Raw genomic sequence first — 25,171 nt, forward strand, 5'->3', positions numbered from 1 at the left:
CCGGGCAAATACATCGAAGGTTGGAAGGCCGCGGGGATCAAGGTCATCCCGGTGGTGCCCACGGTGGCCCTGGCCCGCCGGATGGAGCGGGCAGGCGCCGACGCCGTCATCGCCGAAGGGACCGAGGCGGGCGGCCACATTGGGGAACTGACCACTATGGCCCTGGTGCCCCAGGTGGCGGATGCGGTGAACATCCCTGTCATTGCCGCCGGGGGGATTGCCGATGCCCGGGGGGTTTCGGCTGCCTTGATGCTGGGGGCAGAAGGGGTCCAGTTGGGGACTATCTTTATCTGTGCCCAGGAATCCCCTGCCCATCCCGACTATAAGCAATTGGTTTTAGATGCAAAGGACACCGACACGGTGGTCACCGGCCGGGCCAACGGCCATCCGGTGCGCTCCTTAAAAAATAAATTTACCCGCCGGATCCTGGAGATGGAGAAAGCGGATGCCGGGTTTGAAGCCATTGAGAACGCCACCGTCGGCTCCTACCGCAAAGCGGTGCAGGATGGCAACATGGAGGAGGGGACCTTCATGTCCGGCCAGATCGCCGGGATGGTCAAAGAGATTCAGCCTGCGGCGAAAATTGTGGGGGATCTGATGGCCTCCACCGAAGAATACCTGAAAACATTCACCGAGAAGAGGGGGATTACACTTGGCTAAAACAGCAATCGTCACCGGCTCCGGCCAGGGGATCGGCGCGGCCATCGCCCTGCGCCTTGCCAAAGAGGGATATAACGTCGCAGTCCACTGCCGCACACCGGAATCCTGCGCCCAGAAAGGGGAGCCTGTCGCAGAACAGTGCCGTTCTTTTGGGGTGGAAGCCCAGTGCTTTGCTGCCGACGTCTCCGACTTTGCCGCCTGCGAAACCCTGGTGAAAGAGGTCAAGGAGCGGTTTGGCTCCATCGACCTGCTGGTCAACAACGCGGGCATCACCCGGGATGGCCTCCTGGTGCGGATGAAGGAGGAGCAGTTCGACCAAGTCATCGCCTCCAACCTGAAAAGCGCCTTCAACATGATGCGCCACGCTGGATCGGTGATGATGCGCCAGAAAAGCGGTAAAATTGTCAACCTCTCCTCGGTGGTGGGCCTTTACGGCAACGCCGGGCAGGTCAACTACGCCGCCTCCAAGGCCGGCATTGTGGGGATGACCAAGTCCGCCGCCAAGGAGCTGGGGGCTCGGGGCATCACCGTCAACGCGGTGGCCCCCGGTTTTATTGACACCGCCATGACGAAGGATCTCCCCCAAGAGATGAAGGACACTGTCACCGCCACCACTGCCCTCAAGCGGTTTGGCTCGGCAGAGGAAGTGGCCGCCGCTGTGGCATTTCTCGCTTCGGAGGATGCCTCCTACATCACCGGCCAGGTGATTGAGGTGGACGGCGGCATGATGCTGTAAGAGAGAGGTAGGAAGAGCATGAGAAGAGTTGTCATCACAGGCATGGGCGCGGTGACACCCGCCGGCCTATCGGTGGACAGCCTGTGGGAGAGCGCCCGGCTGGGCCGCCCCCATTTCACGCCGCTGTCCAATTATTTCGACCCCAAGGACGTGGGGGTCAAGCTGGTCTCCGCCATTGAGGATTGGGACCCCGCCGCCTTCGGCATCGGCAAAAAAGACGCCCGCCGGATGGACCGGTACTGTCAGTTTGCCCTGGCCGCCGCCAAACAGGCCATGGCCGACGCCGGCTCCCTTTCGGACTTGGACCCCTACCGGGTGGGCGTAATCATCGGCAGCGGCATCGGCGGTTGTGACACCATCCAGGAGGAACACCGCAAAATGCTGGAAAAAGGGCCGGGGAAGGTATCGGTCTTCTTTGTCCCCATGATGATCGCCAACATGGCCCCCGGCACCGTTGCCATGGAGTTCGGCTACAAGGGAGCCAACTTCGCTGCGGTGACCGCCTGCGCCTCGGGCACCACTGCCATCGGCGAGGCGTTTCACGCCATCAAAAACAATTACTTAGACGCGGCCCTGGCCGGGGGGGCGGAGGCGACCATCAGCCTGCTGCCCATCGCCGGGTTTGACAATATGAAAACCCTCTGCACGGGGGAGGACCCCAACCGCCTTTCTATCCCCTTTGACAAGGAGCGGGGCGGCTTTGTCATCGGCGAGGGCTCCGGCATCCTGGTGCTGGAGGAACTGGAACACGCCAAAGCCCGGGGGGCTAAAATTTACGCAGAAGTGGTGGGCTATGGCGCCACCGCCGACGCCTACCACATGACCAGCCCCGACCCCGAGGGAAAGGGAACCGCCAAAGCCATGGAGTTCGCCTTGTCGGAAGCGGGCGTCGCCCCGGAGGCGGTGGATTACATCAATGCCCACGGCACCAGCACCCACCTGAATGACCTGGTGGAGACTGCTGCCATCAAACGGGTGTTTGGGGAGCATGCCTACCGGCTGGCCGTCAGCTCCACCAAGTCGGTGACCGGCCACATGCTGGGAGCGGCCGGTGGGGTGGAGGCCATCCTCACCGCCAAGGCCCTCCAGGAGGGAATTTTGCCCCCCACCGCCAATTTAGAGGTGCCCGACGAGGAGTGCGATCTGGACTACATCCCCAAAATGGCCCGGGAGAAACAGGCGGTATATGCCCTCTCCAACTCCCTGGGCTTCGGCGGGCAGAACGCCGCCCTTCTCTTGAAACATTGGGAGGAATAGACCATGAGCGAACTGAATTTCACCCCGGACTCCATCCGGGATTTGATCGAGCTGGTGTCTGAGAAGCACCTGTCCTCCTTTAAAATCGAACAGGGGGACTTTAAGCTGGAAATCCAGGGGGAACAGCGCCAAGCAACCCCGGTTCCGGCGGCTGTTGGGGCTGTGCCCATTCCCCAGGAAATTCCCCAAGGGGCTCCTCAGAAGCCCGCGGGCCGGGAGGTAAAAAGCCCCATTGTAGGGACCTTCTATTCCCGTCCTGCGCCGGAGAAGCCGGCCTTTGCGCCAGTGGGGTCCCAGGTGAAGAAGGGGGATACCCTCTATATTATAGAATCCATGAAGCTGATGAACGAGGTCGCCAGCGAGTTCGACGGGGTGGTGGCCGAATACTATGTCCAGGACGGCGACCCGGTGGAATACGGCCAGCCCATCCTGCGGCTGGAATAGGAGGCGCCCCATGCCGCTGTACAATCAGGAACAGATCAAGGAGATCATCCCCCACCGGGACCCCTTCCTCCTCATCGACACGGTGGAAGAATTGGAGCCCGGCATCCGGGTGGTGGCCACCAAGCACATCCGGGAGGATGAGGACTGGTTCCGGGGCCATTTCCCCGGCCACCCGGTGACCCCTGGCGTGCTGGTCATTGAGATGCTGGCCCAGGCCGGGGCGGTTTGCGCCCTCTCCCTGCCGGAGAACCAGGGCAAGCTGGCCCTCTTTGCCGGCATTGACAACGCCCGATTCCGCAAGCCGGTGGAGCCGGGGATGACCCTGCGCCTGGAGGTGGAGATGATCAAAAACCGGGGCTCCATCGGGGTGGGGAAAGCCACCGCCACCTGCGACGGCAAGCGGATGGTCACGGCGGAGATCACCTTTGCCTTGGGCGACCGGTAGCGGGAGGAAAAAGCCATGTTTTCCAAAGTGTTAATCGCCAACCGGGGGGAGATCGCGGTGCGGATCATCCGCACCTGCCGGGAGCTGGGCATCCCCACGGTGGCTGTCTGCTCCGAGGCGGACCGCACCGCCCTCCACGCCCAGATCGCCGATGAGACGGTCTGTGTGGGGCCCGCTCCCTCTAAGGACAGCTATTTGAATATGCAGTCGATCTTAGCCGCCTGCGACCTCTCCGGGGCGGATGCAGTCCACCCGGGCTTCGGCTTTTTGTCGGAGAACGCGGCCTTTGCCCGGCTGTGTGCCCGGTGCGGGGTGACCTTCATCGGCCCCAGTCCCGAGGCCATGGATGCTATGGGGGACAAGGCCCAGGCGAAAAAGACCATGAAGGCCGCCGGGGTTCCGGTGGTGCCCGGCTCCGACGGGGAGATTTCCTCGGTGGAGGAAGCCAAAAAGATCGCCGGGGAGATCGGTTACCCGGTGATGGTCAAAGCCAGCGCCGGGGGCGGCGGCCGGGGCATCCGGAAGGTCCTTTCCCCCGATGAGCTGGAAGGGGCTATCCTGGCCGCCAAACAGGAGGCGGGAAGTTTCTTCGGCAGCGACGGCATCTACCTGGAAAAGTTCATCGAAAACCCCCGTCACGTGGAAATCCAGATCCTCTGCGACCGGCAGGGGAACGCCGTCCACCTGGGGGAGCGGGACTGCTCCATGCAGCGCCGCAACCAAAAGGTACTGGAGGAATGCCCCAGCCCAGCGGTGGACGAACCCCTCCGCCAAAGGATGGGGGAAGCCGCCGTCAAAGCCGCCCTTGCGGTGGGCTATGAAGGGGCAGGGACCATCGAATTCCTTCTGGACCGGAGCGGCCATTTCTATTTTATGGAGATGAATACCCGCATCCAGGTGGAACACCCCATAACGGAAGCAGTGACCGGGGTGGACCTGGTGAAGCAGCAGATCCTCATCGCTGACGGCCACCCCCTCCCCTTTGCCCAGAAGGACATTGAGATGCGGGGCCACGCCATCGAGTGCCGGATCAACGCCGAGAACCCGGCCTTGGACTTCCGGCCCAGCCCCGGCAAGATCGAGGGGCTGTACCTGCCCGGCGGGCCTGGCATCCGCATCGACAGCGCGGTTTACGCGGGATATACCATCCCGCCCTACTACGATTCGATGATCGGCAAGCTGATCGCCTTCGCCCCCACCCGCAAGGAGGCCATCGCCAAGATGAAATGGGCCCTGGCGGAGTTTTTGGTGGATGGGGTGGACACCAACATCGAGTTTCAGCTTCAATTGATCGGCACCCCGGAGTTCCAATCGGGGGAGTACGACAACGGATATTTGATGAGCGGCCGGTTCCAATACCAGCCGTAACTGGAAGGAGGGATCCTAGGTGCTGCAAGATTTGTTCGGCAAGGTAAAAAAGCGGGCCGCCGTGGAGGGGAAGAAAAAGACCTCCGACATGGATGTGCCCCAGAACCTCTTGTTCCAATGCCCCAAGTGCCGGGCGGTGATGCTGATGGATGAGTTTGAGGAAAACGGCAAAGTCTGCCGCAAATGCGGCCACCACGCCCGCCTCACCGCTTGGGAGCGGGTCCGCCTCACCGCCGACCCCGGCTCCTTCCGGGAGCTGGATGGCAGCCTGATGGCCTGCGACCCTATCGGCTTTGAGGATTACCCCCGCAAACTGGAGAACACCCGCCGGGCCACCGGCCTGTTGGACGCCGTGGTCACCGGGATCTGTTCCATCCAGGGAAGCCCTTGCGTCATCGGGGTGATGGACAGCCGGTTTATGATGGCCTCCATGGGTTCGGCCGCCGGGGAGCGGATCACCCGCGCCTTTGAAACCGCCCTGGAAAAGGGATTGCCCATCGTCTTCTTCACCGCCAGCGGCGGCGCACGGATGCAGGAGGGAATGCTCAGCTTGATGCAGATGGCCAAAACTGCCGGTGCGGCCAAGCGCCACAGCGACGCCGGCCTTTTGTATGTGACGGTGCTCACCGACCCCACCACCGGCGGGGTCACCGCCAGCTTTGCCTCCCTGGGGGACATCATCCTGGCAGAGCCCGGGGCCCTCATCGGGTTTGCGGGGAGAAGGGTCATCGAAGGGACCATCAAGCAAAAGCTGCCGGAGGATTTCCAATCGGCGGAGTTTTTGAGAAGCCACGGGTTTGTGGATGAAATCGTGAGCCGGGGGGAGCTGCGCCATGCGCTGGGCCACCTGCTGGCCCTGCACCGGGGAGGTGAGAGAAGATGACCACATGGGACCGGATTGAACTGATCCGAAGCAAAAACCGGCCCACCATCCGGGACTACATCCCCCTTTTGTTTGACGGCTTCGTGGAGCTCCACGGGGACCGGCTGTACGGGGACGATCCGGCCATCCTGGGGGGGATCGCCCGGTACCGGGGCACCCCGGTGACGGTGATCGGCCAGGTGAAGGGCCGCAACTTGGAGGAGAACAAGCGGGCCAACTTCGCCATGCCCCATCCCGAAGGGTACCGCAAAGCCCTGCGGCTGATGCGCCAGGCAGAGAAATTCCGCCGGCCGGTGATTTTGTTCATCGACACCCCCGGCGCCTTCTGCGACATGGAGTCGGAGGAGCGAGGTCAGGGTGAAGCCATCGCCCGGTGCCTCTATGAGATGATGACTCTAAAAACCCCCATCCTCTCCATCGTGCTGGGGGAGGGGGGCAGCGGCGGGGCTTTGGCCCTGGGGGTCTGCGACCAGCTGGCCATGATGGAAAACGCCGTCTATTCGGTGATTTCCCCCCGGGGCTGCGCCAGCATCCTCTGGAAAGACCCCTCCCGGGAGAAGGAGGCCGCCGAAATGCTGCGGATCACCGCCCAGGACCTATTGGAACTGGGGATCGCGGAAACCATCATCCCAGAACCGGAGACCCATGCCGACCCTGCCGGGATGGCCAGGGCCATCGACGATTACCTTTCTCAAACAATTTCAAATTATCTTAAAATTCCTATTGATAAATTGCTGCAAAACAGGTATGATAAGTTTCGTAAGATCGGCCAGTTCTTGGAATAGCCCGATCTAAGGCCAAAAAATGCTTTTCTGCAGCCATTTTTTCGCTGCACCCCCGGCGGCTCTGCCGCCATACAATTCCTAAGGTTTGCCGTGCGCCGGCAACTGGAATCACAGAAAATGTATCGAGGAGGAACCTGTATATGGTATTCGAGAAAGTAAAGGACATTTTGGTTGACCAGCTGGATGTGGAAGAAGGCGTTGTCACCATGGAGGCTTCCATCGCCGACGACCTGGGCGCTGATTCCCTGGACGTTGTGGACCTGGTCATGAGCCTGGAGGACGAGTTTGACATCGAGATCCCCGACGAGGAGATTGAGAACATCAAAACCGTCGGCGACGTCGTCAAGTACATCGAGGACAACATCGCCCAATAAGGGGATGTCAAGCCGTGGGGCGCACGCTGGTGCGCCCTTTTTTGTTGGCAAAAGAGGGATCCAAACCGGCCTGTGGCCTTGAATTTTGCTGGGGAACCCGATATAATGAAAGATATTCTATAAAAACCCATCGCAATTTGCGAGCGAACGATAAAAGAATCGGAGGAAACGCTATGGCAGAGCAAAAGAAGATGGTGGAAGCCATCACCTCAATGGATGTGGACTTCGCCAAATGGTACACCGACGTGGTGCGCAAGGCCGACCTGGCCGACTATTCCAGCGTCAAGGGGTGCACCATCATCCGGCCTTACGGCTGTGCAATCTGGGAAAATATCCGGGATATTTTGGATGGCATGTTTAAAGAAACCGGCCATGAAAACGTCATGATGCCCCTTCTCATCCCGGAAAGCCTGCTGCAGAAGGAGAAGGACCATGTGGAGGGCTTTGCCCCTGAAGTCGCCTGGGTTACCCAGGGCGGCCAAGAGAAGCTGACTGAGCGGCTGTGCGTCCGCCCCACCTCCGAGGTGCTGTTCTGCGAGCACTACTCCCACATCATCAACTCCTACCGGGATCTGCCCATGCTGTACAACCAGTGGTGTTCGGTGGTGCGGTGGGAGAAAACCACCCGCCCCTTCCTGCGGACCACCGAGTTCTGGTGGCAGGAGGGCCACACCATGCATGAAACCGCCGAGGAGGCCATGGCCGAGACCGAGCGGATGCTGAACATCTACGCCCGGATGTGCGAGGAATACCTGGCCATCCCGGTGCTGAAAGGCCGTAAGACTGAGAAAGAGCAGTTCGCCGGCGCCCAGGCCACCTACACCATCGAGGCCATGATGCACGACGGCAAAGCCCTCCAGAGCGGCACCAGCCACTACTTCGGGGACGGCTTTGCCCGGGCCTTTGACATCACCTTCCAGGGCCGGGACAACAAACCCGCCTACCCCCACCAGACCTCCTGGGGCATGTCCACCCGGATCATCGGCGCCATCATCATGACCCATGGCGACGACAACGGCTTGGCCCTGCCTCCCGCGGTGGCCCCCATCCAGGTGGTCATCGTCCCCATCGCCCAGCACAAGGAGGGCGTTTTGGACAAAGCCGAAGAGCTCCGCAAGCGCCTCTCGGCCATCTGCCGGGTCAAGTGCGACGCCAGCGACAACAGCCCCGGCTGGAAGTTTGCCCAGTATGAGATGAAAGGTGTCCCCCTGCGGCTGGAGATCGGCCCCAAGGACATCGAAAACAACCAGTGTGTCCTGGTCCGCCGGGACAACCGGGAAAAAACCATCGTCCCCCTGGATCAGCTGGAGGAGAAAATCCCCGAGCTTTTGAAAGCCGTCCACGACGGCCTCTACCAGCGGGCCCTGGAGAACCGGGAGAACCGCACCTACACCGCCACCAGCATGGAGGAGATGATCCAGCTGGCCAACGAGAAATCCGGCTTTATCAAAGCCATGTGGTGCGGCGACTTGGAGTGTGAGATGAAGCTGAAAGAGCAGGCCGGCGTCACCAGCCGCTGCATGCCCTTTGAGCAGGAGCATCTCTCCGACGTGTGCGTCTGCTGCGGCAAGCCCGCCAAATCCATGGTGGTTTGGGGCAAAGCCTATTAAATAAAACCAAAAGGGAGCCCATCCACCGGATGGGCTCCCTTTTTTGCTTATTTGCTCTTCGCGGCCAAACCTTGGCATGCCTGTTTGAGGAATCAGCCCTTTTTCTCTGGGCTTTTTGCCTGGGGGAAAACCATTTTCTTCTCCCGGGCAGAGGGGGCTTTGTTGGCTTGGATGTACAGCTCGGCAGCCTCCTCCAGCTTGGGGAAGGCCCGCTGGGCTTGGCTCAATACGGAATTGATCCGCAAAAGGGTCATGGAGTGGATCGCCGCGGAGATCAAGCTGAACACAGCGGCTAAAGCTGCACAAAATACCACAGTGCGGCGCAGCTTCTTGGGCAGGCGGGGAGAGGGAACTTTACTCATCGGGAAAACCTCCTTTGGGGGTGGCTGCTTTGGTTGTTTCCCCTAGTATAGCACATGGCTGCGGCGAAATGAAGTCCCGGCGCCCTTATAGGAAGTTATCCATCAGGGTGATTTCACTGGTTTCATCGGGGCGGAGTTTGGTGTGGCGCTGAATCTCTCCATAGAGGTGCAGCTGGATCCGCTCGCAGAGCTCCCCGGCTACCAGCCCGGCGTAGGGCAGCATGCCATAGGGATCGGTATCGTTGCGGCGAATAGGTCTCAGGAGCCGTTTTTCAAAGGCGTGCAGCGCTCCTAGAAGGACTTCCAGTTCCCCACGGGTAAAGGGGATGGCCACTGGCTCATCGTTTTCCGGGTGATCCAAATGGTAATTCTTCCACTCCCGCAGACGGCGGCAGGCCCGCAGATAGACCCTCCGGGCGACATCGGGGGAAAGGCCCAGCTCCTCAGCTACCCCTTTATAGCTCTTTTTTTGCTCTACCTTCCATTGGTAAACCTCTTTTTGCAATGGAGTGAGAATAGAAAGGTCTTGCTCCATCTTGCCAAACCTCCTTTTTTATAGGTATCGTGTCAGTTTACTTGTATTATAATCGAAAAATGTCAGAGACACAAGCTTTATAGTACTTAAAATAAGTACTTTCAACCAGATTTTCAATCTTAACAGTACATACTATCATATACTTAAAGGTAGGTGATGGTATGGCAAAGAAAGTTGGCGACCCGGAAATTATTTCTTCGTTGAGCAGCCGTGTTCGTTCTTTGAGAGAGGGAATGGGAATTTCAAGAGCGGATTTGGCAAAAGCAGTCGGTGTTACCGACTTTACCATTATGGAAATTGAGAAGGGTAGAAGAGGAGTATCAGTAACTACCCTTCGAGACCTAGCTAAGGCGTTGGGCACAACGACTGATTACCTGCTTTCTGAGAGGGATCCTCTTTCAGATGTTCGTGAAGTTACGGCATTACTCGCCGCGCTGGAGCCGGTTTATCAAAAGGATGTTCTTACATCGGTGAAGGCCCAAATCCATTCCATCCGCACTGCCGAAAAACGCGCCCCTCAAGATGAAACAGACCAATAAGACCCATGGCCACCCAAACCTGGCTGTGGGTTTTCTTTTTTCTTCAGGGAAGGCTTCCCTGTAACCTAGCTTCCTGGGGCTTCCAGCCCCCGCACCCCCGGCCAGGCGCCTTTTTGCACGAAAAAGGCCCTGGACCCAAAAGCGTGTTTAAGGGGGGCCGAACTACTCGCGGCACAGGCGAAGTCCGGCCCCCCTTAAAAATCCCCCTCTGCCGGGGGTGGCTACCGAGAAAAATAGACTCTTTACAGCCCCGCGAGGGCATCCGCGTTAGCGGAAAAATCCTTCGCTCGAGGCGTGGAGAGCCTCTAAGAAGGATTTTCCGAGCGTACTAATTGCCGCGAAGGGGGGCCGGGGTCTCCCCGGCGAGCTTTGGTTCCTTTCTCTCGTCAGAAAGGAACCACGGGGGTTTGGGGGCGTGCAGCGCCCCATAAAACCAATTCCAAGATGGAATCTTGCCTAGGCTTGGGGTGCGGGGGCTGGAAGCCCCAGGAGACCAGGGTTCCAGGGTAACTACCCTAAGAAGTGGTACCCTTGGATAAAGTCTCCTTTTCCTTTGTATAAAGTATACAAATTGTTCCTAGAATCTTCTTCGGAACCAACGAAAATAGAAAATCGCCAAAATCGCGAAAAAATGCGAAAAAACCCTTGCAATCGGCCCCGGAATCATGTATTATAATAAGGCGTGACTGCACAGGCACCCTGTAAAAGGGTACCAGATATGCGATGAAGCGAGAGGTGGCCGCTGTTTGCGGGGAATTTTCGCTGAGTATGTCCGATTTTAAACCGGGCGACTTTAAATACTGACATTATGTCACCGAAGGGTGTTTCCCTGCGGAATGGTATGGGTTTGCGTCAAAAACAAACCGAAAGTCCCGGCTAAACTGTGTCAAAAATGGCATAAGTTTATCCGGTTTTTTCTATGCCAGGCCGCGAAACACACGGCGGGGTGTTCAGTATAGAAAGCGTCGCTAACGAGTCAAATTATCAAGGAGGCGATGAAAGTGGCAGTCAAAGAAAAAATCCGCATCCGACTGAAAGGTTACGATCATCAGTTGGTGGATGCCGCAGCAGAGAAGATCGTGGAGACCGCGAAGCGCACTGGCGCCCGGGTATCCGGCCCGATCCCGCTGCCCACCGAGAAAGAGATCGTCACCATCCTGCGCGCTGTGCACAAGTACAAAGACAGCCGTGAGCAGTTTGAGATGAGAACCCACAAGAGACTCATTGACATCCTGAGACCTTCCAACAAAACCGTGGAAGCCCTCACTGGTCTTGAGCTCCCTGCCGGTGTCGAGATCGAGATTAAGCTGTAATCTCAAAAACAGGTCTTGGCAGCGGGTCAAGTTGGCAGAAAGACGCCAACCAATAACCTTAGGAGGTAGGAAAACATGCAAAAATGCATCGTAGGCAAAAAGATTGGCATGACCCAGCTTTTTGACGAAAAAGGCAAAGTAATCCCCGTCACTGTCATTGAGGCAGGCCCTTGCGTTGTCGTTCAGAAGAAGACAATCGAAAACGACGGTTATGAAGCCGTGCAGATCGGTTTCGGCGACAAGAGCGAGAAAAATGCAAACAAGCCCATGAAAGGCCACTTTGCAAAGGCTGACGTCGCCCTCAAGAGAGTGCTGCGGGAATTCCGGCTGGATGACTGCTCTTCCATCAATGTAGGCGACATCATCAAGGCTGACACCTTCGCCGTCGGCGACGCCGTGGATGTTTGCGGCACCAGCAAAGGTAAAGGTTTTGCCGGTTCCATCAAACGCCATGGGTATTCCAGATTGAAAGAGACACATGGTACAGGTCCTGTTCACAGACATGCGGGCTCCATGGGTGCTAACTCCACTCCGTCCAAAGTCTACAAGGGCAAAGGCCTCCCCGGCCACATGGGCGCTGAGCGGGTCACCGTTCAGAACCTGGACGTGGTAAAGGTCGATGTCGAGAACAACCTGATCGCGCTTAGAGGCGCTATTCCCGGCCCCAAAGGCGGAGTAGTGTTCATCACCGACAGCGTGAAGGCGTAAGGAAGGAGGAAAACACAATGGCACAGGTTACAGTGTTTGATATGGCTGGCAAAAGCGTCGGCGAGATGACCCTTTCGGATGCCATCTTCGGGATTGAGCCCAACACCGCAGTTATGCACGCTGCAGTTGTGAATTACCTTGCAAACCAGCGCCAGGGCACCCAGTCCACCCTGACCCGGACCGAAGTCAGAGGCGGCGGCCGCAAACCCTGGAGACAGAAGGGCACCGGACATGCAAGACAGGGTTCCATCCGCGCTCCCCAGTGGAGACACGGCGGCGTTGCCCTGGGCCCCAAGCCCCGCGATTACAGCTACACTCTGAACAAAAAAGTGAAGAGACTGGCTATCAAATCCGCTTTCTCCTCCAAAGTTTTGGAGAACAACATGATCGTTGTGGACAACATCGCTGTAGACGGTTACAAAACCAAAGCGGTTGTCAACATGCTCAAAGCTTTGGGTGCAGATAAAAAAGCGTTGATCGTTATGCCCTGCGTGGATGAAAAACTCATCGCCAGCGCAAACAACATTCCCGGCGTCAAGACCGCTCTGGTCAACACCCTGAATGTGTACGACATCCTCAACTACGACAAATTCATCGTGGCCAAAGATGCCGTAGCTAAGATTGAGGAGGTGTACGCATAATGAAAGCTGCACAGGACATTATCCTGAAGCCCGTCATCACCGAGGCTAGCATGTCTGGCATCGCCGACCGGAAGTACACCTTCAAGGTCGCCAAAGATGCCAACAAAATTGAGATTGCCGCGGCAGTCGAAGCTCTCTTTGCCGGCACCAAAGTTGCCAAAGTCAACACCATGAACTGCAAAGGCAAAGCGAAGAGAATGGGCGCCCACCAGGGCTACCGCCCCGATTGGAAAAAGGCCATCGTCACCCTGACCGCTGATTCCAAGGGCATTGAATTCTTTGAGAGCATGATGTAATGCGCGCTTGCGCAGTGTATGGGATAACTCATAAATCCCGCAAAACCGTTATGAGGAGAGTGAAACTGTAATGGCTATTAAGAGCTTTAAGCCGACAACGCCTGGCCGCCGTCAGATGACCGTGACCGATTACACAGGCCTGTCGAAGGTTGCTCCTGAAAGAAGTCTTCTTGAAGAGATCAAGAAGAACTCCGGCCGCAACAACTTGGGTAGAATTACCGTTCGGCACCGTGGTGGCGCCAACCGGAAAAAATACCGCGTAATCGATTTCAAGAGAGATAAAGTGGACATGAGCGCCACCGTTCTGACTCTGGAATATGACCCCAACCGCTCCGCTCACATCGCCCTGGTTCAGTACGAGGATGGCGAGAAACGCTATATCGTTGCTCCCAACGGCCTGAAGGTCGGCGACAAAGTGGTTTCCGGTGCTAGCGCCGACATCGTGGCCGGCAACGCCCTGCCCCTTGTCAACATCCCCGTTGGTACCTTCATCCACAACGTGGAGCTGTACCCTGGCAAAGGCGCCCAGCTGGCTAGAGCCGCTGGCATCCAGGCCCAGCTGATGGCAAAAGAAGGCGCTTACGCGCTGATCCGCCTGCCTTCCGGCGAGCTGAGAAACGTACCTGTCGAGTGTATGGCCACCATCGGCCAGGTCGGCAACATCGACCATGAGAACGTCCACATCGGCAAAGCCGGCCGGAAACGTCACATGGGCTGGAGACCGACCGTCCGCGGTTCTGTCATGAACCCCTGCGACCACCCCCACGGCGGTGGTGAGGGCAAGAGCCCTGTGGGCCGTCCCGGTCCTGTTACCCCCTGGGGTAAACCCGCACTGGGCTACAAGACCAGAGCGAAACATCACCGCTCCGACAAGTACATTGTCAAACGCCGCAACGACAAGTAAGGCGTGCTGAAAGGAGGCAGATGAACAATGGGCAGAAGTGTTAAAAAAGGACCATTCGTCCAGCCGAAACTGCTGGTTCGAGTAAAAGAAATGAACACTGCCGGCGAGAAGAAAGTTCTCAAAACCTGGAGCAGATCGTCCACCATTTTCCCTGATTTTGTTGGGCACACATTTGCTGTTCACGACGGCCGCAAACACGTTCCGGTCTATGTCACCGAAGATATGGTTGGACATAAGCTGGGCGAGTTCGCCCCCACCAGAACCTACAGAGGTCATGCCGGCTCTAAGAAATCCAATACAGGGAAGTAACCGGGCCGAAAGGAGGATTAACACATGGAAGCAAGGGCTTATTTAAATTATGCCCGCATTGCACCCCGCAAGGTGCAGATCGTGCTTGATCTGATTCGGAACAAGCCGGTCGACGTGGCAATGGCTACACTGAAACTGACCCCCAAGGCTGCTTGTGAGCCACTGGAAAAGCTCCTGAAATCGGCCATGGCAAACGCGGAGAACAACCACAACATGGATAAGAACAAACTCTATGTTGCCGAGTGCTTTGTTTGCCCCGGACCCATTCTCAAGAGAATCAGACCCAGAGCGCAGGGTAGAGCGTTTAAAGTTCTCAAGAGAACTTCGCACATCACCATCGTTCTGAAAGAGAAAGAATAAGCTGGAAGAGGAGGTAAATCATGGGCCAAAAAGTAAATCCACACGGCTTGCGCGTGGGTGTCATCAAAGATTGGGATTCCCGCTGGTTTGCTAAGGACAACGCTTTCGGCGATACCTTGGTCGAGGATTACAACATCCGTAAATTCCTCAAGAAGACCTTGTTCGAGGCGGGTGTTCCGCGCATCGAGATCGAGCGTGACGCCACAAAGATCCGCATTCATATCCACTGCTCCAGACCCGGCATTGTCATCGGTAAGGGCGGTGCTGAGATTGAGAAGCTCAAAGCCCAGGTTGAGAAGATGGTCAACAAGGGCAAGACCGAGAAGCTCAACGTTTTCATCAACGTTGTCGAGGTCAAACAACCCGATAAAAATGCCCAGCTGGTCGCTGAAAACATCGCCGCACAGCTGGTCAACCGTGTCTCCTTCCGCCGCGCTATGAAGCAGGCCATCGGTCGTGCCATGAAGCTGGGCGCAAGAGGCATTAAGGTTCAGGTTTCCGGCCGCGTTGGCGGTGCTGAAATCGCCCGGACCGAGCATTATCACGAAGGAACTATCCCGCTGCAGACCCTGCGTGCCGATATCGACTACGGGTTTGCTGAGGCGGACACCACCTACGGCAAGATCGGCGTCAAAGTCTGGATCTATGCAGGTGAGGTTCTGCAGGAAGTCAAGAAACCTCGTAAGGAAGGAGGCAACAAATAATGCTTCTGCCCAAAAGAGTTAAATACCGCAGAGTTCACAGAGGCCGCCTGAAAGGCAAGGCCATGAGAGGCAACACTGTCACCTACGGTGAGTTCGGTCTGCAGGCTCTGGAGCCCGCATGGATCACCTCCAACCAGATTGAGGCGGCTCGTATCGCCATGACCCGTTACATCAAACGTGGCGGTCAGGTTTGGATTAAGATCTTCCCCGACAAGCCCATCACCGAGAAACCCGCTGAGACCCGCATGGGCTCCGGTAAAGGCAGCCCCGAGTACTGGGTCGCCGTTGTAAAACCCGGCCGCGTTATGTTTGAGATCGGCGGCGTCAGCGAGGAGCTGGCAAGAGAGGCTATGCGTCTCGCCGCTCACAAGCTGCCCATCAAGTGCAAATTCGTTGTCAAGGAAGAAAAGGGGAGTGAAGAGTAATGAAGGCTGCTGAGATTAGGGAACTTTCGGTTGCAGAGCTGAACGAAAAGCTGTCCGACCTCAAAGCCGAGCTTTTCAACCTGCGCTTCCAGCACGCGATCAATCAGCTGGATAACCCTTCCCGCTTGGCTGTTGTCAAAAAGGACATCGCCAAAGTGAAAACTGTTATCCGGGAGAAAGAATTTAAAAACGTGCAGTAATTCGGGAGGGAGGACAAAGCTGTGAGCGAGAGAAACCTCAGAAAAACTAGGGTTGGCAAAGTCGTCAGCGACAAGATGGACAAAACCGTCGTCATCGCCATCGAAGACAATGTGAGACACCCTCTTTACAAAAAGATCATCAAACGCACCATCAAGCTGAAAGCCCATGACGAGCAAAACGCCTGCGGCATCGGCGACAAGGTGGAGATTATGGAAACCCGCCCCCTGTCCAAAGACAAGAGATGGAGAGTTTCCCAGATCATCGAAAAAGCGAAATAGGAACCTTAACAAGGTTGTTATGTTGCTAATTTAAGCGCCCGCATAAAACGGTTGCGGGTAGTTGCCGCCGCAATAGGGCGGCGGTACTGGTAAGTTAGTGAACCGAAAGGAGGAACGCATCGTGATTCAGATGCAGACCTATCTCAAGGTTGCCGATAACACTGGCGCTAAGGAGCTTATGTGCATTAGAGTGTTGGGCGGTTCCCGTAGGAGATATGCCAATATTGGCGACGTAGTCGTCGCTTCCGTTAAAAAAGCTGCACCTGGCGGCGTTGTCAAAAAAGGCGATGTTGTCAAAGCAGTAATCGTTCGTTCCGCAAAAGGCGTAAGAAGAGATGACGGCACTTACATCCGTTTTGACGAAAACGCCGCGGTTATCATCCGTGATGATAAAAACCCCAGAGGCACACGTATCTTTGGGCCAGTGGCCAGAGAGCTGCGCGATAAGGATTACACCAAAATCCTGAGCCTCGCACCTGAAGTGCTGTAATGGAGGTGTCGACAGTGAACAAACTTCATGTAAAAAAGGGCGACACAGTCGTCATTCTGTCCGGCAAAGACAACGGCAAGCAGGGTAAGGTTCTTGAGGTCAGCCCCAAAGAGCAGAAGGTTATCGTCGAAGGCTGCAACATGGTCACCAAACATGTGAAGCCCCGCAGAGCTGGCGAAAACGGCGGTATCGTGAAAGCGGAGGGCGCGCTGTACGCAAGCAAGGTTATGCTTGTTTGCCCCAAGTGCGGCAAACCTACAAGACTTGCCCATAAAATCCTTGCCGACGGAACGAAAGAGCGTCTTTGCAAAAAATGCGGCGAGACATTCTAAGTGAAGGAGGAGAGAACATGGCAAGATTAGAAAAATTCTACACTGATGAAGTAGCCCCCGCTTTGATGAAAAAGTTCGGCTACAAGAGTGTCATGCAGATTCCCAAGCTTGAGAAGATCGTCGTCAACGTAGGCTGCGGTGAGGCTAGAGACAATCAGAAGATTGTGGAAGCCATCATGGGCGACCTGGCCAAAATCACCGGCCAGAAAGCCGTTCCCTGCAAAGCGAAAAAATCCGTTGCGAACTTCAAGCTCCGTGAGGGCATGACCATTGGCGCAAAAGTGACCCTGAGAGGCGACAGAATGTACGAATTCTTGGATCGGCTCTTCAATGTCGCTCTTCCCCGCGTTCGTGACTTCAGAGGGATCAACCCCAACGGCTTTGACGGCAGAGGCAACTACGCTTTCGGCCTGAAAGAGCAGTTGATCTTCCCTGAGATCGATTACGATAAAGTTGACAAGGTTCGCGGTATGGACATTGTGTTCGTAACCACCGGCAGAACCGATGAAGAAGCCCGGGAGCTCTTAACTCTCATGGGCGCACCATTTGCGAAGTAGGAGGAAAAATTTCATGGCTAAAACGTCTATGATCGTAAAACAGCAAAAAGCACCGAAATTTTCCACTCGCGCATACAACCGGTGCAAAATCTGCGGCAGACCCCATGCCTATCTTCGGAAATTTGGCATCTGCCGTATCTGCTTCAGAGAACTGGCTTACAAAGGCCAGATCCCGGGCGTGAAAAAGGCTAGCTGGTAAGCACGAGCAAAGGAGGTTGACGGCATGCATATCACCGATACAGTCGCTGACATGCTTACTCGTATCAGAAATGCAAATTCTGCAAAACATGATACAGTAGACATCCCTGCTTCCAACATGAAGAAGGCCATTGCCCGCATTCTGTTGGAGGAAGGATATATTAAAAGCTACACCGTCGTTGAGGACGGCAAGCAGGGCGTGATCCGTATTGTTCTCAAATACGGCCCCAACAAGACTCAGGTTATCTCTGGTCTGCGCAGAGTTTCCAAACCCGGCCTGCGCATTTACACCAGCTGCGAGGACATGCCCCGCGTTATGAAGGGCCTGGGCATTGCGATCCTGTCCACTTCTAAGGGCATCATGACCGACAAAGAGGCTCGTAAAGAGAAGGTCGGCGGTGAAGTGCTCGCATTCATTTGGTAAGGAGGTGCAAATAGATGTCTCGTATTGGTAGAAAACACATTGCGATTCCCGCTGGTGTGGAAGTAAAGGTCAATGGCCATGAGGTCACTGTCAAAGGCCCCAAAGCTACCCTGACCCAGGAGTTCCACCACGATATGGCGATCGCTGTGGAGGATGGCGCGGTTGTTGTAACCCGTCCTTCCGATGAAAAAGAGCACAGAAGTCTGCACGGACTGACCAGAACTTTGATTGCAAACATGGTTCAAGGCGTTTCCGAAGGCTTCAGCAAAGAGCTGGAGATCAACGGCGTCGGCTACCGCGCAGCAAAACAGGGCAAAAACCTGGTGATGACCCTTGGGTTCTCCCATCAGGTGATCATGCCTGAAATTGATGGTATTACAATTGACGTGCCTGCACCAAACAAAATTATTGTCCATGGCGCCGACAAGCAGAAGGTTGGACAATTTGCAGCTGAGATTCGCGAGAAACGTCCTCCCGAGCCTTATAAGGGCAAAGGTATTAAGTACGTTGGCGAAACTATCATCCGCAAGGAAGGTAAAGCTGGTAAAGGCAAGAAGTAATTAAAGGAGTGAATCGACATGGTGAAAAAGCCTGATAGCAATAAAGCAAGGCTGAAACGGCATGCAAGAGTTCGTGCCAAGATCAGCGGCACTCCAGAGTGCCCCCGTCTGAATGTCTTCCGCTCCGCTAAACACCTCTATGCCCAGCTGATTGACGATGTAAACGGCGTCACCCTGGCGTCTGCATCCTCAATGGACAAAGGTTTTGAAGGTAACGGCGGTAACAAGGAAGCAGCTCACAAGATCGGCGTGACTCTGGCGCAGAGAGCTATCGAGAAGGGTATTTCCGAGGTCGTGTTTGACCGCAGCGGCTATATCTATCACGGCCGTATCAAAGAGTTGGCAGAGGGTGCCCGCGAGGGCGGCCTCAAATTCTAAGGAGGAGGGAATACTTTGGCTCGTATAGACGCTTCCACACTGGATCTCCAAGAGAGAGTCGTCGCCATCAACCGCGTATCGAAAACGGTTAAGGGCGGTCGTATCTTCAAGTTCGCAGCTCTGGTGGTTGTCGGCGACGGCAACGGCACCGTGGGCTTCGGCCTTGGCAAAGCCTCTGAGGTTCCTGACGCAATCCGCAAGGGAATTGAAGACGCAAAGAAGAACCTTCACAAAGTAGCGCTGAAGGGTACCACCATCCCCCACGAAATCGTCGGCGAGTTCGGCGCTGGCCGGGTTCTCATGATGCCCGCCCCCGAAGGTACCGGTGTTATCGCCGGCGGCCCCGTCCGTGCGGTTCTGGAGGTTGCCGGTATCCGCGACATCCGCACCAAGTGCCTGAGATCCAACAACCCCTGCAACGTGGTTTCCGCCACCATCCAGGGCCTGGCTTCTCTGAGAAACGTAGATGAAGTTGCTGCCATCCGCGGCAAATCCGTCAAAGAAATCTTAGGTTAAGGGGGACGCTCAAATGGCTTTTAAGATCAAACTTGTAAAAAGTCTTGTGGGCAGAAAAGACGACCAGATCGCCACTGCCAAGTCCCTCGGCCTGCGCAAGATCGGCCAGGAGACCATCCAGCCCGACAACGAGGCCACCAAGGGCAAGATTAAGAAAATTTCCCACCTCATCGAGGTAACTGAAGCGTAAGGCAAGGAGGTGCAGGTAACATGAAATTGCATGAGCTTTCTCCCGTCCCGGGTTCCACCAAAGCTGCTTTCCGCAAAGGCAGAGGTGCTGGTTCCGGCAACGGTAAAACAGCCGGCAAAGGCCACAAGGGCCAGAAAGCCCGCTCCGGCGGCAGCATTCGGCCCGGTTTTGAAGGCGGTCAGATGCCTTTACAGAGACGTATCCCCAAGAGAGGCTTTGTAAACATCTTCGCCACCCACTATGTCACCATCAACGTCAGCGACCTGAACCGTTTTGAGGACGGCGCTGTTGTGGATGCACAGGCATTGATCGATGCCGGCCTTCTCAAAAAGACCCTTGACGGCGTCAAGGTCCTGGGAAGAGGCGAGATCACCAAAAAGCTGACAGTGAATGTCGCTGCTTTTTCCGCGTCTGCTAAGCAGAAAATCGAGGCAGCCGGTGGTAAAGCAGAGGTGATGTAAGGATGTTTCAGACCCTAAGAAATGCGTGGAAAATTGCTGACTTAAGGAAAAAACTTCTTTACACACTGATGATCATTGCCATCTTCCGGATCGGCGCGGCTATTCCCGTGCCCTTCCTGAACCCCGAGGCAATCTCGGCGATGATCCACACCAGCGGCAACCTGCTGGGCTACCTGGACATCCTGAGCGGCGGTTCGTTCGCCCAGTGCACCTTGTTTGCGCTGAGCATTTCGCCCCACATTACATCTTCCATTGTGATCCAGCTGCTCACCGTGGCCATCCCCGCTCTGGAGCGGCTGGCCAAGGAGGGCGAGGAGGGAAGAAAGCGCCTGGAGAAGATCACCCGGTACACCATGGTGGCCTTGGCCCTTCTGCAGGCAACTGCTTACTACCTGATGCTGAAGAACTTCAATGCGGTTCAGTTTGTGGACGGCGGCGTGGGGATGTTTACTGCGGCGGTTATCATCCTGACCTTTACCGGCGGCTCATGCCTGCTGGTTTGGCTGGGTGAACAGATCGACAAAAAGGGCATCGGCAACGGCATCTCGATGATCCTGTTTGCCGGTATCGTTTCCAGAGGTCCCGCCTTGGTCGGCGAAGTGTGGAAATACATGCGGCTGGCCATGGCTGGTGAATCTAAGTACTTTATCAGCGTCCCCCTGATCCTGGTTCTCTTCATCGCAGTCATCGCTTTCATCGTGCTGATGACCAACGCCGAGCGGAGAATCCCGGTTCAGTACGCAAAACGGGTTGTCGGCCGGAAAATGTACGGCGGTCAATCCACCCATATCCCGATCAAGGTCAATATGACAGGCGTTTTGCCGGTTATCTTCGCCAGCAGCCTGCTGGGCATCCCCGGTATGATCAGAGGATTTATGCCTAACGCAACTGGTTGGTTTGCCACCTTCCTGAGCTGGTTCAACTACGATACCGCCTCCTATGCCATTTTGTACTTCATCTTGATCATGGGCTTTAACTTCTTCTATGTGGCGATTCAGTACAATCCTATTGAAATCGCCAACAACCTGAAGAAGAACAGCGGAGCCATCCCTGGAATTCGTCCCGGCAAGCCCACCGCGGACTTTATTGCCCGGATTGTTTCCAAGATCACCGTGATCGGCGGTTTGTTCCTTGGTATTATCGCCACCCTGCCCATCGCAGTCGGCGCCATCACCAAGATGAACATCGCCCTGGGCGGTACCACAGTTATCATCGTCGTTGGTGTTGCTCTGGATACTGTGAGACAGCTGGAGTCTCAGATGATGATGCGTCACTATAAAGGTTTCCTGGAATAAACCGTTAGGAAGGAACGTGCATGAATATGAAGCTGATTCTTCTTGGCGCCCCCGGTGCCGGTAAAGGCACCCAGGCAGAGATTTTAAGTGAACGACTGAACATCCCCACCATCAGCACCGGCAACATCATCCGCGAGGCGCTGAAAAACGGTACTGAAATGGGCCTTAAGGCCAAGTCCTTTATGGACGCCGGCCAGCTGGTACCCGACGATGTGGTCATCGGGATCATCGAAGAGCGCCTGGCGAAGGATGACTGCAAAAACGGCTTCATTCTGGATGGCTTCCCCCGGACGGTTCCTCAGGCTGAGGCCCTGGACCAGATGGGGATCATCATCGACAAGGCCATCGACATCGACGTGGCTGATGAAGTGATTGAAAAACGGCTTTCCGGCCGCCGGGTTTGTGAAAAGTGCGGCGCAAGCTACCACATCGACAACAAACCTTCCGCCAAAGGCGACCTCTGCGAAAAATGCGGCGGCGCCCTGGTCATCCGCAAGGACGACCGGCCGGAGACCATCAAACAGCGCTTGAGCGTATACCATGAGCAAACCGAACCCCTGGAGGGGTACTACAAAAAAGCCGGCAAGCTTTATGTGGTGAAAGGCGAAGGCTCGGTAGCCGAGATTACCGCAAAGGTGATTGAAGCTGTGGAGGCTTAAGCCATGGTAGTGCTTAAGACCAAAAAAGAATTGACGCCTATGCTTGAGGCGTGCAGAATCTCAGCGCAAGCTTTACAGCGTGCGGGCGAGGTCATCCGGCCCGGTATTACCACCGCCCAGATTGACCACGCCATCCACGATTTCATCCGTTCGCGGGGCGCTGTGCCATCGTTTTTAGGATATGGAGGCTTCCCCGCCAGCGCATGCATCTCGGTCAACGATGAACTCATCCACGGAATTCCCGGTCCCCGTGTCATCCAGGAAGGCGACATCGTCAGCGTAGACGTGGGCGCCTATTACAAGGGATATCACGGCGACAACGCGTACACCTTTGCAGTTGGCAGCATCTCCAGCGAAGCACAACAGCTCCTGGATGTCACCAAGGAGAGCCTCAACCGGGCGATCCAAGCAGCGGTTCCGGGCGCACGCCTGGGCGACGTGGGATACGCAGTGCAGTCCTACGTGGAATCTTTCGGGTATGCCGTCGTCAAAGAGTATGTAGGCCATGGCGTGGGAACAAAACTCCATGAAGACCCAGAGGTGCCCAATTACGGGACCCCTGGCAGAGGGATCCGGCTGATGCCGGGTATGACCATTGCCATCGAGCCCATGGTCAACCTGGTTGGTGAGAAGATCAAAGTCCTCTCCAACCAGTGGACTGTGGTCACGGCAAGTCACAGCCTTTCGGCTCATTTTGAGCACACCATCGCCATCACCGAGTCAGGCCCTGTTATCCTGACCCGGCCATAAGAGAAGGGGCGCTTCATGATGACCATTGAAAAAGGCAGCGTTGTCCGGTCTATCGCCGGGCACGACGCAGACCGGTTCTACGTGGTGCTGGAGATGGAAGGGGATTTCGCCTTCATCGCCGACGGCAAGGAGCGAAAGCTGGAAAAGCCTAAGCGGAAGCGGAAAAAACACCTGCGCGGGACCAATACCCGACTGGATGTGGACACCCTTACCACCGACAAAAAACTGCGGGAAGCCCTGCATCCATTTAACTATGGCAAACTGCCAAGCGAAGGAGGAATATAGCTTGTCCAAAGAAGACGTGATCGAGATCGAAGGCGTCGTTGTTGAGGCCCTGCCCAACGCCCAGTTCCTGGTGGAGCTGACCAACGGCCACAGGCTGCTTGCCCACATTTCCGGCAAGCTGCGGATGAACTTTATCCGAATCCTGCCTGGAGACAAAGTCACCGTTGAGATTTCCCCATATGATTTAACCAAGGGACGCATTACCTGGCGTTCCAAATAGAACCCGTTTTAGGCTATATAAGGAGGTAGTTTCAAAATGAAAGTAAGACCTTCCGTTAAGCCCATCTGCGAAAAATGCAAAGTGATTAAGCGCAAAGGCCGCATTATGGTTATTTGCCAGAACCCGAAGCATAAACAGCGCCAGGGCTAAAAGAATTTACGCCCGAAGCGCCCACAGCGCAATGGGATTGTGCAAAACCGATACAATGGAGGTGCAACAGGAATATGGCTCGTATAGCTGGTGTTGACTTGCCAAGAGAGAAGCGAGTTGAAATTGGTCTGACCTATATCTTCGGTATTGGTCGCAAGACAGCAAACGACATCTTAAAATCCACAGGCGTGAACCCCGATACCCGTGTGAAAGATCTGACCGAGGACGAGGTTTCTCTGCTGCGTGAATACATCGACAAACATCTCGTTGTTGAGGGCGACCTGAGAAGAGACACCGCCCTGAACATCAAGAGACTGGTCGAGGTTGGCTGCTACCGCGGCGTCCGCCACAGAAGAGGCCTCCCCGTAAGAGGGCAGAGAACCAAAACCAATGCCCGTACCAGAAAAGGTCCGAAGAAAACAATCGCCAACAAGAAGAAGTAATTAGGGAGGGATACGAGAGATGGCAAAGGCTAACGTTAAGAAGGCCACTACTCGCAAGCGTCGCGAGCGTAAAAATATTGAGCGCGGCGCCGCTCATATCCAATCTACCTTTAACAACACCATCGTCACCATTACCGACACTCAGGGCAACGCTCTGTCCTGGGCCAGCGCGGGCGGCTTGGGCTTCAGAGGCTCCAAGAAATCCACCCCCTTCGCAGCGCAGACCGCGGCCGAAACCGCTGCCAAAGCTGCTATGGAGCATGGCCTGAAATCGGTTGAGGTTTATGTTAAAGGTCCAGGTGCTGGACGTGAGGCCGCTATCCGTGCGCTGCAGGCCGCCGGTCTGGAAGTCAACATGATCAAAGATGTTACTCCCATTCCCCACAACGGCTGCCGCCCACCCAAAAGACGGCGCGTATAACAGTTTTTATCAGGAGGTGCAATTCAATGGCAAGATATACCGGTTCGGTATGCAGACTCTGCCGCCGCGAGGGCAAAAAGCTGTTCCTCAAGGGCGAGAGATGCTATTCCGATAAGTGCGCGGTCACCCGCAGAGCTTCTGTCCCTGGCCAGCACGGCAAAGCCCGGAAAAAAGTTTCCGAGTACGGCACCCAGCTGCGCGCAAAACAGACTGCCAAACGCTACTACGGCGTTCTGGAAAGCCAGTTTGCCGAGTACTTCAATATGGCTGAGCGCAGAGCCGGCGTGGCTGGTGAAAACCTGCTCCGCATTTTGGAGAGCCGCCTTGACAACATCGTTTACAGAGCTGGTTACGCTTCTTCCAGAAAAGAGGCCCGTCAGCTGGTTGGCCACGGCCACTTCACTGTAAACGGCAAGAGAGTGGACATCGCTTCTTATCTGTGCAAAGCCGGCGACGTAATCGCTGTCTGCGATAAGAGCAAATCCAGTGAGAAGATCAAGGCAATCGTGGAATCCTGCGGCGCCCGCCCCGTGCCCCAGTGGCTGGATGCGGACAAAGAAAAACTGCAGGTCAAGGTTGTCAACCTTCCGAACAGAGAGGACATCGACCTCGACGTCGAAGAGCATCTGATCGTCGAGCTGTACAGTAAGTAATGCCTCTAATTGAATCAGCATGGGAATGCGAATTGTACAGCAGAAGCCTCTT

The 25,171-nt window shown here is 55.9% G+C and carries 42 protein-coding genes and 1 pseudogene; 41 read left to right on the forward strand and 2 right to left on the reverse strand.

The genetic code is table 11. The features are described 5' to 3' along the window. The 10 genes and pseudogenes from BQ5353_RS07075 to proS form a co-directional block, all read left to right on the forward strand. A pseudogene (locus BQ5353_RS07075) lies at positions 1 to 660 on the forward strand (DUF561 domain-containing protein); the annotation flags it as partial. Then, a complete protein-coding gene (fabG, locus tag BQ5353_RS07080; RefSeq protein ID WP_054331306.1) occupies positions 653 to 1,396 on the forward strand; it encodes a 3-oxoacyl-[acyl-carrier-protein] reductase in 744 nt (247 codons plus the stop codon). The pseudogene BQ5353_RS07075 and the gene fabG, both read left to right, overlap by 8 nt. Before the next feature lie 18 nt (positions 1,397 to 1,414). After that, positions 1,415 to 2,653: a beta-ketoacyl-ACP synthase II gene (gene fabF / locus BQ5353_RS07085; protein ID WP_054331307.1), complete on the forward strand. Its 1,239-nt coding sequence runs from the start codon at positions 1,415 to 1,417 to the stop codon at positions 2,651 to 2,653. 3 nt (positions 2,654 to 2,656) lie between these two features. After that, positions 2,657 to 3,097, forward strand: coding sequence for an acetyl-CoA carboxylase biotin carboxyl carrier protein (locus BQ5353_RS07090; protein WP_054331308.1), 441 nt, complete (start codon positions 2,657 to 2,659; stop codon positions 3,095 to 3,097). A 10-nt stretch (positions 3,098 to 3,107) separates the two neighbouring features. Continuing rightward, positions 3,108 to 3,542: a 3-hydroxyacyl-ACP dehydratase FabZ gene (gene fabZ, locus BQ5353_RS07095; RefSeq protein WP_071427581.1), complete on the forward strand. Its 435-nt coding sequence runs from the start codon at positions 3,108 to 3,110 to the stop codon at positions 3,540 to 3,542. Between the two features lie 15 nt (positions 3,543 to 3,557). Then, entirely contained in the window at positions 3,558 to 4,910 is a 1,353-nt protein-coding gene (gene accC / locus BQ5353_RS07100) for an acetyl-CoA carboxylase biotin carboxylase subunit (protein WP_071427583.1), read from the forward strand. A 19-nt stretch (positions 4,911 to 4,929) separates the two neighbouring features. Further along, positions 4,930 to 5,793 (forward strand): acetyl-CoA carboxylase, carboxyltransferase subunit beta, encoded by an 864-nt coding sequence (gene accD / locus BQ5353_RS07105; protein ID WP_054331309.1) that lies wholly within the window; start codon positions 4,930 to 4,932, stop codon positions 5,791 to 5,793. Beyond that, a complete protein-coding gene (locus tag BQ5353_RS07110; protein ID WP_054331310.1) occupies positions 5,790 to 6,578 on the forward strand; it encodes an acetyl-CoA carboxylase carboxyltransferase subunit alpha in 789 nt (262 codons plus the stop codon). The genes accD and BQ5353_RS07110 overlap by 4 nt, the downstream gene beginning before the upstream one ends. Positions 6,579 to 6,718: 140 nt before the next feature. Continuing rightward, positions 6,719 to 6,952 (forward strand): acyl carrier protein, encoded by a 234-nt coding sequence (locus BQ5353_RS07115; protein WP_054331311.1) that lies wholly within the window; start codon positions 6,719 to 6,721, stop codon positions 6,950 to 6,952. Between the two features lie 173 nt (positions 6,953 to 7,125). Continuing rightward, complete coding sequence (proS, locus tag BQ5353_RS07120; RefSeq protein WP_071427585.1) at positions 7,126 to 8,562, forward strand: proline--tRNA ligase; 1,437 nt, start codon at positions 7,126 to 7,128, stop codon at positions 8,560 to 8,562. Positions 8,563 to 8,654: 92 nt separating this feature from the next. On the opposite strand, the gene BQ5353_RS07125 is transcribed toward proS, so the two are convergent. Beyond that, positions 8,655 to 8,924 (reverse strand): hypothetical protein, encoded by a 270-nt coding sequence (locus BQ5353_RS07125; protein WP_054331312.1) that lies wholly within the window; start codon positions 8,922 to 8,924, stop codon positions 8,655 to 8,657. An 85-nt stretch (positions 8,925 to 9,009) separates the two neighbouring features. Next, complete coding sequence (locus tag BQ5353_RS07130; protein WP_071427587.1) at positions 9,010 to 9,459, reverse strand: sigma-70 RNA polymerase sigma factor region 4 domain-containing protein; 450 nt, start codon at positions 9,457 to 9,459, stop codon at positions 9,010 to 9,012. 161 nt (positions 9,460 to 9,620) lie between these two features. Here BQ5353_RS07130 and BQ5353_RS07135 point away from each other — a divergent pair, with 161 nt between their 5' ends. From BQ5353_RS07135 to rpsD, 31 genes are all read left to right on the forward strand, one after another. Further along, positions 9,621 to 9,998 carry a helix-turn-helix domain-containing protein gene (locus tag BQ5353_RS07135; protein WP_054331314.1) on the forward strand — a complete coding sequence of 126 codons (378 nt, stop codon included), beginning with the start codon at positions 9,621 to 9,623 and terminating at the stop codon, positions 9,996 to 9,998. Positions 9,999 to 10,999: 1,001 nt separating this feature from the next. Beyond that, a complete protein-coding gene (gene rpsJ, locus BQ5353_RS07140; protein WP_054331553.1) occupies positions 11,000 to 11,311 on the forward strand; it encodes a 30S ribosomal protein S10 in 312 nt (103 codons plus the stop codon). 75 nt (positions 11,312 to 11,386) lie between these two features. Further along, positions 11,387 to 12,019, forward strand: a complete 633-nt coding sequence (rplC, locus tag BQ5353_RS07145; RefSeq protein WP_054331315.1) for a 50S ribosomal protein L3 — start codon at positions 11,387 to 11,389, stop codon at positions 12,017 to 12,019. A 17-nt stretch (positions 12,020 to 12,036) separates the two neighbouring features. After that, the gene (rplD, locus tag BQ5353_RS07150) at positions 12,037 to 12,660 is read left to right on the forward strand and encodes a 50S ribosomal protein L4 (RefSeq protein WP_054331316.1); all 624 of its coding nucleotides are present in this window, start codon (positions 12,037 to 12,039) and stop codon (positions 12,658 to 12,660) included. Next, entirely contained in the window at positions 12,660 to 12,956 is a 297-nt protein-coding gene (gene rplW, locus BQ5353_RS07155) for a 50S ribosomal protein L23 (RefSeq protein ID WP_071427590.1), read from the forward strand. Before rplD ends, rplW begins: the two co-directional genes overlap by 1 nt. 70 nt (positions 12,957 to 13,026) lie before the next feature. Then, a complete protein-coding gene (gene rplB / locus BQ5353_RS07160) occupies positions 13,027 to 13,860 on the forward strand; it encodes a 50S ribosomal protein L2 (protein WP_054331317.1) in 834 nt (277 codons plus the stop codon). Between the two features lie 27 nt (positions 13,861 to 13,887). Then, positions 13,888 to 14,169, forward strand: coding sequence for a 30S ribosomal protein S19 (rpsS, locus tag BQ5353_RS07165; RefSeq protein ID WP_054331318.1), 282 nt, complete (start codon positions 13,888 to 13,890; stop codon positions 14,167 to 14,169). A gap of 24 nt (positions 14,170 to 14,193) precedes the next feature. Next, positions 14,194 to 14,529, forward strand: coding sequence for a 50S ribosomal protein L22 (rplV, locus tag BQ5353_RS07170; protein WP_054331319.1), 336 nt, complete (start codon positions 14,194 to 14,196; stop codon positions 14,527 to 14,529). Between the two features lie 20 nt (positions 14,530 to 14,549). Further along, on the forward strand, positions 14,550 to 15,233 hold the full coding sequence (gene rpsC, locus BQ5353_RS07175) for a 30S ribosomal protein S3 (protein WP_054331320.1): 684 nt from the start codon (positions 14,550 to 14,552) through the stop codon (positions 15,231 to 15,233). After that, positions 15,233 to 15,658: a 50S ribosomal protein L16 gene (gene rplP, locus BQ5353_RS07180; protein ID WP_054331321.1), complete on the forward strand. Its 426-nt coding sequence runs from the start codon at positions 15,233 to 15,235 to the stop codon at positions 15,656 to 15,658. Before rpsC ends, rplP begins: the two co-directional genes overlap by 1 nt. Continuing rightward, entirely contained in the window at positions 15,658 to 15,858 is a 201-nt protein-coding gene (rpmC, locus tag BQ5353_RS07185; protein ID WP_054331322.1) for a 50S ribosomal protein L29, read from the forward strand. Before rplP ends, rpmC begins: the two co-directional genes overlap by 1 nt. 21 nt (positions 15,859 to 15,879) lie before the next feature. After that, positions 15,880 to 16,137, forward strand: a complete 258-nt coding sequence (gene rpsQ / locus BQ5353_RS07190) for a 30S ribosomal protein S17 (protein ID WP_054331323.1) — start codon at positions 15,880 to 15,882, stop codon at positions 16,135 to 16,137. Between the two features lie 121 nt (positions 16,138 to 16,258). Continuing rightward, positions 16,259 to 16,627 (forward strand): 50S ribosomal protein L14, encoded by a 369-nt coding sequence (rplN, locus tag BQ5353_RS07195; RefSeq protein ID WP_054331324.1) that lies wholly within the window; start codon positions 16,259 to 16,261, stop codon positions 16,625 to 16,627. 14 nt (positions 16,628 to 16,641) lie between these two features. Continuing rightward, positions 16,642 to 16,959 (forward strand): 50S ribosomal protein L24, encoded by a 318-nt coding sequence (gene rplX / locus BQ5353_RS07200; RefSeq protein WP_054331325.1) that lies wholly within the window; start codon positions 16,642 to 16,644, stop codon positions 16,957 to 16,959. 17 nt (positions 16,960 to 16,976) lie between these two features. Next, complete coding sequence (gene rplE, locus BQ5353_RS07205; protein ID WP_054331326.1) at positions 16,977 to 17,516, forward strand: 50S ribosomal protein L5; 540 nt, start codon at positions 16,977 to 16,979, stop codon at positions 17,514 to 17,516. 13 nt (positions 17,517 to 17,529) lie between these two features. Beyond that, positions 17,530 to 17,715, forward strand: coding sequence for a type Z 30S ribosomal protein S14 (locus tag BQ5353_RS07210; protein ID WP_054331327.1), 186 nt, complete (start codon positions 17,530 to 17,532; stop codon positions 17,713 to 17,715). Positions 17,716 to 17,739: 24 nt separating this feature from the next. Continuing rightward, positions 17,740 to 18,138, forward strand: a complete 399-nt coding sequence (rpsH, locus tag BQ5353_RS07215) for a 30S ribosomal protein S8 (RefSeq protein WP_054331328.1) — start codon at positions 17,740 to 17,742, stop codon at positions 18,136 to 18,138. Between the two features lie 14 nt (positions 18,139 to 18,152). Next, entirely contained in the window at positions 18,153 to 18,698 is a 546-nt protein-coding gene (gene rplF / locus BQ5353_RS07220; protein WP_054331329.1) for a 50S ribosomal protein L6, read from the forward strand. A gap of 18 nt (positions 18,699 to 18,716) precedes the next feature. After that, positions 18,717 to 19,076, forward strand: a complete 360-nt coding sequence (rplR, locus tag BQ5353_RS07225) for a 50S ribosomal protein L18 (protein ID WP_071427592.1) — start codon at positions 18,717 to 18,719, stop codon at positions 19,074 to 19,076. Between the two features lie 15 nt (positions 19,077 to 19,091). After that, positions 19,092 to 19,592 carry a 30S ribosomal protein S5 gene (gene rpsE / locus BQ5353_RS07230; protein ID WP_054331331.1) on the forward strand — a complete coding sequence of 167 codons (501 nt, stop codon included), beginning with the start codon at positions 19,092 to 19,094 and terminating at the stop codon, positions 19,590 to 19,592. Between the two features lie 13 nt (positions 19,593 to 19,605). Next, positions 19,606 to 19,782 (forward strand): 50S ribosomal protein L30, encoded by a 177-nt coding sequence (rpmD, locus tag BQ5353_RS07235; protein WP_054331332.1) that lies wholly within the window; start codon positions 19,606 to 19,608, stop codon positions 19,780 to 19,782. Between the two features lie 20 nt (positions 19,783 to 19,802). Continuing rightward, complete coding sequence (rplO, locus tag BQ5353_RS07240) at positions 19,803 to 20,243, forward strand: 50S ribosomal protein L15 (protein ID WP_054331333.1); 441 nt, start codon at positions 19,803 to 19,805, stop codon at positions 20,241 to 20,243. A 2-nt stretch (positions 20,244 to 20,245) separates the two neighbouring features. Beyond that, positions 20,246 to 21,538: a preprotein translocase subunit SecY gene (gene secY, locus BQ5353_RS07245; RefSeq protein WP_054331334.1), complete on the forward strand. Its 1,293-nt coding sequence runs from the start codon at positions 20,246 to 20,248 to the stop codon at positions 21,536 to 21,538. 26 nt (positions 21,539 to 21,564) lie between these two features. Then, on the forward strand, positions 21,565 to 22,197 hold the full coding sequence (locus BQ5353_RS07250) for an adenylate kinase (RefSeq protein WP_054331554.1): 633 nt from the start codon (positions 21,565 to 21,567) through the stop codon (positions 22,195 to 22,197). A 3-nt stretch (positions 22,198 to 22,200) separates the two neighbouring features. Further along, positions 22,201 to 22,947 (forward strand): type I methionyl aminopeptidase, encoded by a 747-nt coding sequence (map, locus tag BQ5353_RS07255; protein ID WP_071427594.1) that lies wholly within the window; start codon positions 22,201 to 22,203, stop codon positions 22,945 to 22,947. A gap of 15 nt (positions 22,948 to 22,962) precedes the next feature. After that, complete coding sequence (locus tag BQ5353_RS07260) at positions 22,963 to 23,232, forward strand: KOW domain-containing RNA-binding protein (RefSeq protein WP_231357981.1); 270 nt, start codon at positions 22,963 to 22,965, stop codon at positions 23,230 to 23,232. Position 23,233: 1 nt separating this feature from the next. Then, positions 23,234 to 23,452: a translation initiation factor IF-1 gene (infA, locus tag BQ5353_RS07265; protein ID WP_054331336.1), complete on the forward strand. Its 219-nt coding sequence runs from the start codon at positions 23,234 to 23,236 to the stop codon at positions 23,450 to 23,452. Between the two features lie 36 nt (positions 23,453 to 23,488). Further along, positions 23,489 to 23,602 (forward strand): 50S ribosomal protein L36, encoded by a 114-nt coding sequence (gene rpmJ / locus BQ5353_RS07270; protein WP_054331337.1) that lies wholly within the window; start codon positions 23,489 to 23,491, stop codon positions 23,600 to 23,602. 74 nt (positions 23,603 to 23,676) lie between these two features. Then, the gene (gene rpsM, locus BQ5353_RS07275; RefSeq protein WP_054331338.1) at positions 23,677 to 24,045 is read left to right on the forward strand and encodes a 30S ribosomal protein S13; all 369 of its coding nucleotides are present in this window, start codon (positions 23,677 to 23,679) and stop codon (positions 24,043 to 24,045) included. Between the two features lie 19 nt (positions 24,046 to 24,064). Beyond that, on the forward strand, positions 24,065 to 24,466 hold the full coding sequence (gene rpsK / locus BQ5353_RS07280; RefSeq protein ID WP_054331339.1) for a 30S ribosomal protein S11: 402 nt from the start codon (positions 24,065 to 24,067) through the stop codon (positions 24,464 to 24,466). Between the two features lie 26 nt (positions 24,467 to 24,492). Continuing rightward, entirely contained in the window at positions 24,493 to 25,119 is a 627-nt protein-coding gene (rpsD, locus tag BQ5353_RS07285; protein WP_071427596.1) for a 30S ribosomal protein S4, read from the forward strand. Positions 25,120 to 25,171 lie beyond the last annotated feature (52 nt).

Source organism: Merdimmobilis hominis, assembly GCF_900104615.1.
GTDB lineage: Bacteria > Bacillota > Clostridia > Oscillospirales > Ruminococcaceae > Merdimmobilis > Merdimmobilis hominis.